The organism is Escherichia sp. WS338, assembly GCF_046486405.1.
In the GTDB taxonomy this organism is placed as follows: Bacteria; Pseudomonadota; Gammaproteobacteria; order Enterobacterales; family Enterobacteriaceae; genus Escherichia; species Escherichia coli.
This window is the reverse complement of the sequence record NZ_JBJQLL010000036.1, coordinates 24,510-33,020: the sequence shown is the minus strand read 5'-3', so window position 1 is coordinate 33,020 and position 8,511 is coordinate 24,510. Positions and strand designations below refer to the sequence as shown.

General features: G+C 50.9%; 6 protein-coding genes and 1 pseudogene. 5 read left to right on the top strand and 2 right to left on the bottom strand.

Going from position 1 to position 8,511, the window contains the following annotated elements:
* Positions 1–110: 110 nt before the first annotated feature.
* Positions 111–1,427 (bottom strand): annotated as a pseudogene (locus ACJHWT_RS21395) (FGGY-family carbohydrate kinase); the annotation flags it as partial.
* 26 nt (positions 1,428–1,453) lie between these two features.
* Positions 1,454–2,731 carry an MFS transporter gene (locus tag ACJHWT_RS21390; RefSeq protein WP_065203378.1) on the bottom strand — a complete coding sequence of 426 codons (1,278 nt, stop codon included), beginning with the start codon at positions 2,729–2,731 and terminating at the stop codon, positions 1,454–1,456.
* A gap of 318 nt (positions 2,732–3,049) precedes the next feature.
* On the opposite strand from ACJHWT_RS21390, the gene ACJHWT_RS21385 reads away from it, so the two are divergent.
* The 5 genes from ACJHWT_RS21385 to ACJHWT_RS21365 all read left to right on the top strand — a co-directional run bounded on the left by ACJHWT_RS21385 (position 3,050) and on the right by ACJHWT_RS21365 (position 8,404).
* Complete coding sequence (locus ACJHWT_RS21385) at positions 3,050–3,835, top strand: SDR family oxidoreductase (RefSeq protein ID WP_000021322.1); 786 nt, start codon at positions 3,050–3,052, stop codon at positions 3,833–3,835.
* Positions 3,836–3,904: 69 nt separating this feature from the next.
* The gene (locus tag ACJHWT_RS21380; RefSeq protein WP_000059315.1) at positions 3,905–5,359 is read left to right on the top strand and encodes an FAD-binding oxidoreductase; all 1,455 of its coding nucleotides are present in this window, start codon (positions 3,905–3,907) and stop codon (positions 5,357–5,359) included.
* 21 nt (positions 5,360–5,380) lie between these two features.
* Positions 5,381–6,790, top strand: coding sequence for an MFS transporter (locus tag ACJHWT_RS21375; RefSeq protein WP_021539298.1), 1,410 nt, complete (start codon positions 5,381–5,383; stop codon positions 6,788–6,790).
* The gene (locus ACJHWT_RS21370; protein ID WP_001318006.1) at positions 6,768–7,547 is read left to right on the top strand and encodes an electron transfer flavoprotein subunit beta/FixA family protein; all 780 of its coding nucleotides are present in this window, start codon (positions 6,768–6,770) and stop codon (positions 7,545–7,547) included. Before ACJHWT_RS21375 ends, ACJHWT_RS21370 begins: the two co-directional genes overlap by 23 nt.
* On the top strand, positions 7,544–8,404 hold the full coding sequence (locus tag ACJHWT_RS21365) for an electron transfer flavoprotein subunit alpha/FixB family protein (protein WP_001318005.1): 861 nt from the start codon (positions 7,544–7,546) through the stop codon (positions 8,402–8,404). Before ACJHWT_RS21370 ends, ACJHWT_RS21365 begins: the two co-directional genes overlap by 4 nt.
* Positions 8,405–8,511 lie beyond the last annotated feature (107 nt).

Below are 8,511 nucleotides of genomic sequence, written 5' to 3'. Positions count from 1 at the left end.
ACCATACGAATCGCCCGCTGACGGACTTCGGGGGAAAAACGAGTATTTTTAGTCATCCTGTTTACCTCTTTCTCAGGGAGTTTAGTCTCCAGGATTTCCGGGGCGGTTCAGATATCTTTCACGCGAACCATTTTGTCGACAGCCGTTGCGTAATCCGGGTATAGCCCCAGACCTACCGCCGTATTGATCGCTGCCCCCAGACTTGCACAACCATTAATGGCGTTACGGCGTGCCGGAAGGTTGAACACGTCGGCAAAAATCTGCATAAACAGATCGCTGTTCGAACCGCCGCCAGTAATGATCACATGCTTTGCAAAGTGATTCATTTCATTACACATATTGTCGTAATTGTTCTTCAGCGTCAGCGCCACGCTTTCCAGTATCGAACGATATATCCATGCGTAATCCATGCTGGAATCAAAGCCGATCATAATCCCGCGTTTGTATGGTTCCCACGGATTGGTCAGCCAGTCCAGCACCGTCATCAGCCCATTACAACCAGGTGGCACGCAAGACGCTTTTTTGTTGAGCAAATCTTCCGGTGAAAGATCCTGTGCTTTGGCATCCTGAATTAACGACTCGCCTAACATGTCGCGCAGCCAGCTCACCGTCCACATGCCTTTGCGAATACCATAACCTTCATACAGCAATGTTTGCGGAATAGAAGACATAATCGGCCAGTACGCCACCGGATCTTTCGGTAGTGCTTTGCCGTTCATCATCAACGCGATATAGGTGCCAAGAGAAATTACCGCCGTTTCATCATCCAGTAACCCGGCTCCCAGAGCTTCTACCGGTTTATCACTGGTGGTACAAACAACCGGCAGCCCAGCCGGGAAATGTGTCGCCAGCGCGGCTTGACGAGTGATATGCCCAAGAACAGTGCCCGGCATTTGCACATCAAAAAGCATCTGTCGGGGAATATTAAACTTCTCCATTACCGCGGTATCTTCGCTCCATGCCCAGGTCTTATAATCCACCGGCCACTGACCAAAATAGTTGGCGATATTGTCTTTAAACTCGCCGGTTAAGCGATGCGTCAGATAACCCGAAAAAGAGGTGACATATGCCACGTCAGGATTCGTATGTTCGTAAGGGCGTGTAACGCGTGCATCCTGCCAGCTAATCAACGGCGCAGCTGGCGTACCATCGGCTTTCAATAGCGCACGGCAGCAACGGATTGAGCCCAGGCCAATGCCGACAATATCTTCTTTATTCCCGGCAAACTGGCTCATCAAATCGTGACTGGCAAAACATAGTGATGCCCATAAATCATCGTCAGGATGTTCTGCGGTATCGGCATCTGGCGTGTGCATCGGCTGCAATAAGCCTTTGCCTTCGCAAACCACATTACCTTCCAGATCGTACATCACCACTTTTGTGCTCTGACTTCCGCCATCAATCCCTATGATGTATTTTTTCGACATGATTTTTCTCCTGTAATTTTCCTGGCTTACTTGCTGCTAGCCATTGCGGGGGCGCTATCAGCAGTACGAATTTTTTGGAACAGCAAAAAGGTAAAGATGATCACCATGGCAAGCGCCGCCATACCCATTAGCCACATGTTGCGGTAGGCTTCTGCAGCGGGCAGGGTGTCTTGCCAGTAGCCGATAATCGGGTAAACGAAGACATCCGGCAGGAATCCAATCACCGAACAAATACCTACCGTGGTGCCCATAATGTAAGACGGTGTTCTCGCTTCGCCAGGGCAGGCCCAGTACAGCCCGCGTGAGGCGTAACAGGTGAATCCCAGCAGTAAAATCAGGCCAATCCCCATCGCGACCGATTGCGGGTTAGAGTTCGTGACGAGCAGGGCAGTTAACGCCAGCAAGCCGAGTACGGAAAGGATTTGGATCACGCGGGTAGGGGATTTCACTTTGCTGTAGGTGGTGATAATGCCACCAAGTGGGCCGCACAGTGCGCGGAAGATTTTGTTGATCACAATCCCCATGTAGCTCGCCGCCACCAGCGACATGCCGTACATTTCGGTCAGATAGTTGGTGGGGTAACTCAGAATGGCGTAGATAGTGAAGACACCAAAAATCACCATGCTGCAATACCAGGTGGTACTGATACGCAAAACGGCCAGGATATCGCTAAGCTGGAATGACTGTTTTTCTTCGTTATTGGTACTGCGCAGGTTGTTGTTATCGCTAACAAAAAACCAGCACAGAATCCCCAACAAGATGTAAACCACACTGTAGATAATAATGACTGTTTTCAGGCTGGCGCTGTCATCCGGCGCAAAGCGAGAAAAGACCCACATGGTAAACACCGCCAGCGACATTACACCGACGCCGCGCAGCCCTTCCATCCAGCCCATAATTTTCCCTTGCTCACTATGATCGCCCAGCAATGAGGCGGCTTTAATCGACACCGACCACAGCATTAAAATCGTCGTTATCGCAAAGGCGACCTGAATACAGAGCATTACCCACAGCGGTGGATACGTTGCCATTAACAGACCCAGTAATCCGGTAATGATCATCGCGGAAGTAATCATTTTGCGGTGTGAAAATTTATCGGCAATAACGCCGCTGGGGGCATAAAGAATAATAGCTGCAATACCAAAGGTACTCATTATTAAACCTATCTCGGTATTGCTGAATCCCATAAATTTCGCCATGGGAATTTGATAAATATAACGTAAATAAGCCAGGTCGAAACTAACGCCGCCGCTAAAACTAATTATCGCGAGGGTTATCCAACGGCGATATGAGTTGTGTTGCATATCGTATTCCCATTTGTAATAGACAAAAAAAAGAGAAAAGTAAGCCGCCCTTTCAGGTGGATTACTTTTCTCAGGTCTCTAGTAATTGCAATAAGAAATAACATGGAAAGCAGAGGTGTTGTGTGAGAGTAATCACGCTTCTGCTTTTTAAAATTATTTGACAATTCGAATATCACACTGTGATTACGATCACATTAGCGATTATGCCCTTATGCTAAAAATTATCTCCAGTTACCAGAGATAATGAGAAAGGTAACTTCCCTCTCGCGGGGGAAGTTACCTTTCTTTTTTTTTGCCTTACGGAAATTGGAGCTAACTATGTCAATCGAATCTCTCAATGCGTTCTCAATGGATTTTTTCTCCCTGAAAGGTAAAACCGCAATTGTTACCGGCGGGAATAGCGGTTTAGGCCAGGCATTTGCCATGGCGCTGGCCAAAGCAGGCGCAAATATCTTTATTCCAAGCTTCGTTAAAGATAACGGCGAAACAAAGGAAATGATTGAAAAACAGGGTGTTGAAGTGGACTTCATGCAGGTGGATATCACCGCAGAAGGCGCACCGCAGAAGATTATCGCTGCCTGCTGTGAGCGCTTCGGTACCGTCGATATTCTGGTTAACAATGCCGGTATTTGTAAACTGAATAAGGTGCTGGACTTCGGTCGTGCCGACTGGGACCCGATGATTGACGTGAACCTGACCGCCGCATTCGAGTTAAGCTACGAAGCAGCAAAAATTATGATCCCGCAGAAAAGCGGTAAAATCATTAATATCTGTTCATTGTTCTCTTACTTAGGTGGACAATGGTCACCTGCATATTCTGCCACTAAACATGCTCTTGCCGGGTTCACCAAAGCTTATTGTGATGAACTAGGTCAATATAATATTCAGGTAAATGGTATTGCCCCTGGCTATTATGCAACAGATATTACGCTGGCGACACGCAGTAATCCAGAAACCAATCAGCGCGTTCTTGATCATATTCCGGCAAACCGTTGGGGCGATACTCAGGATTTAATGGGCGCAGCCGTGTTTCTCGCAAGTCAGGCATCGAATTATGTCAACGGGCATTTATTAGTGGTCGATGGCGGTTATTTAGTGCGCTAATCCATAACGGTGGTTTCTGTTTTCTCTTATTAATGATTATTCCATTTTTATTATCAGGAAGGAATTACTATGTCTTTATCTCGCGCAGCGATTGTCGACCAGCTAAAGGAAATTGTTGGTGCAGATCGCGTAATTACCGATGAAACGGTATTAAAGAAAAACAGTATTGACCGTTTTCGTAAATTTCCGGATATTCATGGAATTTATACTTTGCCGATTCCGGCAGCGGTCGTAAAACTCGGTTCTACAGAACAAGTATCCCGTGTGCTGAATTTTATGAATGCGCACAAAATTAACGGTGTGCCACGTACCGGTGCTTCCGCCACCGAAGGTGGGCTGGAAACCGTTGTGGAAAACTCGGTGGTGCTCGACGGCTCCGCCATGAATCAAATCATTAATATTGATATTGAGAATATGCAGGCCACGGCGCAATGTGGCGTTCCGCTGGAGGTGCTGGAAAACGCGTTGCGTGAAAAAGGTTACACCACGGGGCATTCTCCGCAGTCAAAGCCGCTGGCGCAGATGGGCGGCCTGGTGGCGACCCGCAGTATCGGGCAGTTTTCCACACTCTACGGCGCAATCGAGGATATGGTCGTTGGTCTGGAAGCGGTGCTGGCAGATGGCACCGTCACACGCATTAAAAACGTGCCACGTCGCGCGGCTGGCCCGGACATTCGTCATATCATCATTGGCAACGAAGGTGCACTGTGCTATATCACTGAAGTCACAGTGAAAATCTTCAAATTTACGCCGGAAAACAATCTCTTCTATGGCTATGTGCTGGAAGACATGAAAACCGGCTTCAACATCCTGCGTGAAATCATGGTGGAAGGGTATCGTCCGTCGATCGCTCGTTTGTATGACGCTGAAGATGGCACCCAACACTTCACCCATTTTGCCGATGGTAAATGTGTGCTGATCTTTATGGCTGAAGGTAACCCTCGCATTGCGAAGGCGACAGGCGAAGGGATTGCTGAAATCGTGGCACGTTACCCGCAATGCCAGCGAGTGGACAGCAAGCTGATCGAAACCTGGTTTAATCACCTGAACTGGGGGCCGGATAAAGTGGCCGCTGAACGTGTGCAGATCCTCAAAACCGGCAACATGGGCTTTACCACCGAAGTGTCCGGCTGCTGGAGCTGCATCCACGAAATCTACGAAAGCGTTATTAACCGTATTCGTACCGAGTTCCCGCATGCCGACGACATCACCATGCTGGGCGGTCACTCCTCTCATAGCTATCAGAACGGCACCAACATGTACTTCGTCTACGACTACAACGTCGTTGACTGTAAGCCGGAAGAGGAAATCGACAAGTACCACAATCCGCTCAACAAAATCATCTGCGAAGAAACCATTCGCCTCGGTGGTTCGATGGTGCACCACCACGGTATCGGTAAACATCGCGTTCACTGGAGCAAACTGGAACACGGCAGCGCGTGGGCGTTGCTGGAAGGGCTGAAAAAGCAGTTCGATCCTAACGGCATTATGAATACGGGTACTATCTATCCGATTGAAAAATAATGTGTCAGGCAGCGTTCCGCGATGACGGGGCGTTGCCTTTTCGGCTTCTCAGGCGAGAAGCCGTTCTTATTACCGGACAATGAAGGGGTAAAGATGAACACTTCACCGGTGCGAATGGATGATTTACCACTTAACCGTTTTCACTGCCGCATTGCTGCGCTCACTTTCGGCGCACACCTGACCGACGGTTATGTCCTCGGCGTCATTGGTTACGCCATTATTCAGCTTACACCCGCCATGCAACTGACGCCGTTTATGGCGGGAATGATCGGCGGCTCGGCGCTACTTGGCCTGTTTATCGGTAGCCTGGTTTTGGGGTGGATCTCCGACCATATTGGTCGGCAAAAAATCTTCACCTTCAGCTTTTTGCTGATTACGCTCGCTTCGTTCTTACAATTTTTTGCCACCACGCCAGAGCATCTTATTGGACTGCGCATTTTGATCGGCATTGGTCTGGGAGGCGATTACTCAGTCGGTCACACTTTGCTGGCTGAATTTTCTCCGCGCCGCCATCGCGGTGTTTTGCTGGGCGCATTCAGCGTGGTGTGGACCGTAGGCTATGTGCTGGCAAGTATTGCCGGACATCACTTTATTAGCGAAAGCCCGGAGGCCTGGCGCTGGCTACTGGCATCGGCAGCTCTGCCCGCATTGTTGATTACGTTATTACGCTGGGGAACGCCAGAATCGCCACGCTGGCTACTGCGCCAGGGGCGTTTTGCAGAAGCTCACGCTATCGTGCATCGCTATTTTGGTCCCCATGTTTTACTGGGCGATGAAGTGGCAACGGCGACCCATAAACACATCAAAACCTTGTTCTCTTCGCGCTACTGGCGGCGCACAGCGTTTAACAGCGTCTTCTTTGTCTGCCTCGTAATCCCATGGTTTGTGATTTATACCTGGCTGCCGACCATCGCCCAAACTATTGGTCTGGAAGATGCGCTGACAGCCAGCCTGATGCTTAATGCGTTGTTAATTGTGGGCGCGCTGCTGGGATTAGTTCTGACGCACCTGCTGGCACATCGCAAATTTTTGCTGGGAAGTTTTTTGCTGCTGGCGGCAACGCTGGTCGTGATGGCCTGTTTGCCTTCCGGCAGTTCATTAACGCTGCTGCTTTTTGTTCTCTTCAGCACCACCATTTCGGCAGTCAGTAATCTGGTGGGCATTTTGCCTGCGGAAAGTTTTCCTACTGACATTCGCTCGCTGGGCGTCGGTTTTGCCACCGCCATGAGTCGACTTGGCGCGGCGGTAAGTACTGGCCTGCTGCCGTGGGTGCTGGCGCAGTGGGGAATGCAAGTCACCTTATTGCTCCTGGCGGCAGTGTTGTTGGTTGGTTTTGTTGTGACCTGGCTATGGGCACCAGAAACCAAAGCACTCCCGCTGGTGGCGGCGGGAAATGTAGGAGGTGCGAATGAACATTCTGTTAGCGTTTAAAGCCGAACCGGATGCCGGAATGCTGGCGGAAAAAGAGTGGCAGGCGGCGGCTCAGGGTAATAGCGGACCGGATGTTTCGCTTCTGCGAAGTTTACTCGGTGCTGATGAACAGGCTGCCGCCGCGCTGCTGTTGGCGCAGAGAAAAAACGGTACGTCGATGTCTTTAACCGCGTTGAGCATGGGGGATGAACGGGCGTTGCACTGGCTGCGCTATCTCATGGCTCTTGGGTTTGAGGAAGCTGTAGTGCTGGAGACGGCGGCAGATCTGCGCTTTGCGTCGGAATTTGTCGCTCGCCATATTGCCGAATGGCAGCGTCAGAATCCGCTGGATCTGATAATTACCGGCTGCCAAAGCAGCGAAGGGCAGAATGGACAAACGCCATTTTTGCTGGCGGAAATGCTGGGCTGGCCCTGTTTCACCCAGGTGGAGCGTTTCACTCTCGACGCGCCGTTTATCACCCTCGAACAGCGTACTGAACATGGGTTGCGCTGTTGCCGGGTTCGCTTGCCTGCGGTGATTGCCGTGCGCCAGTGTGGTGAAGTGGCCTTGCCAGTACCGGGAATGCGCCAGCGAATGGCTGCGGGGAAAGCAGAAATTATCCGTAAAACTGTTGCTGCCGAATTGCCAGCGATGCAGTGTCTGCAACTGGCAAGAGCAGAGCAACGACGCGGAGCGACGCTGATTGATGGGCAAACGGTAGCAGAAAAAGCGCAAAAGCTATGGCAGAACTATTTACGCCAAAGGATGCAGCCATGAATATCACAATTGTGACAATAAATCAGGAGAATGCCGCAATAGCAAGCTGGCTGGCGGCACAGGATTTCAGCGGTTGTACCCTGGCGCACTGGCAGATTGAACCTCAGCCCGTAGTGGCGGAACAGGTGCTGGATGCGCTGGTGGAACAGTGGCAGCGAACGCCAGCGGACGTTGTTCTCTTTCCGCCGGGAACGTTTGGCGATGAACTGTCGACCCGGCTGGCCTGGCGTTTACATGGTGCAAGCATCTGCCAGGTGACTTCGTTAGATATTCCAACTGTAAGCATGCGCAAATCCCACTGGGGAAATGCGCTAACGGCGACGCTGCAAACAGAAAAACGCCCGCTATGCCTTTCCCTTGCCCGCCAGGCGGGAGCACTGAAAAACGCCACGTTGCCCTCTGGTATGCAGCAACTGAACATTGTCCCCGGCGCGCCTCCAGACTGGCTTATCAGCGTCGAAAACCTGAAAAATGTTACCCGCGATCCATTAGCTGAAGCCAGACGGGTGCTGGTGGTGGGGCAGGGCGGAGAGGCAGATAACCAGGAAATCGCTATGCTGGTAGAAAAGCTGGGAGCCGAAGTGGGCTACAGTCGGGCGCGAGTGATGAACGGTGGCGTTGATGCTGAAAAAGTGATTGGTATTTCCGGACATCTGCTGGCGCCTGAGGTGTGTATTGTTGTTGGCGCTTCCGGCGCAGCAGCGTTAATGGCGGGCGTACGCAATAGCAAGTTTGTGGTGGCGATTAATCATGACGCCAGCGCGGCGGTATTTTCACAGGCAGATGTTGGCGTGGTTGATGACTGGAAAGCGGTGCTGGAGGCACTGGTGACAACCATTCACGCAGATTGCCAATAACGTGCTGCCGGATGATCCTGCCTACGGTTCTGGGCTGGGGACTTGTAAGCCTGATAAGACGCGTCAAGCGTCGTATCAGGCGCTGAATGTCGGATGTGGCGTGCAGC

What these genes read in the sequence shown, in the direction of transcription:
- ACJHWT_RS21390 (WP_065203378.1), bottom strand. Translation starts at nt 2,731, where the DNA reads ATGCAACACAACTCATATCGCCGTTGGATAACCCTCGCGATAATTAGT.
- ACJHWT_RS21365 (WP_001318005.1), top strand. Translation starts at nt 7,544, where the DNA reads ATGAATATCACAATTGTGACAATAAATCAGGAGAATGCCGCAATAGCA.
- ACJHWT_RS21375 (WP_021539298.1), top strand. Translation starts at nt 5,381, where the DNA reads ATGACGGGGCGTTGCCTTTTCGGCTTCTCAGGCGAGAAGCCGTTCTTA.
- ACJHWT_RS21385 (WP_000021322.1), top strand. Translation starts at nt 3,050, where the DNA reads ATGTCAATCGAATCTCTCAATGCGTTCTCAATGGATTTTTTCTCCCTG.
- ACJHWT_RS21380 (WP_000059315.1), top strand. Translation starts at nt 3,905, where the DNA reads ATGTCTTTATCTCGCGCAGCGATTGTCGACCAGCTAAAGGAAATTGTT.
- ACJHWT_RS21370 (WP_001318006.1), top strand. Translation starts at nt 6,768, where the DNA reads ATGAACATTCTGTTAGCGTTTAAAGCCGAACCGGATGCCGGAATGCTG.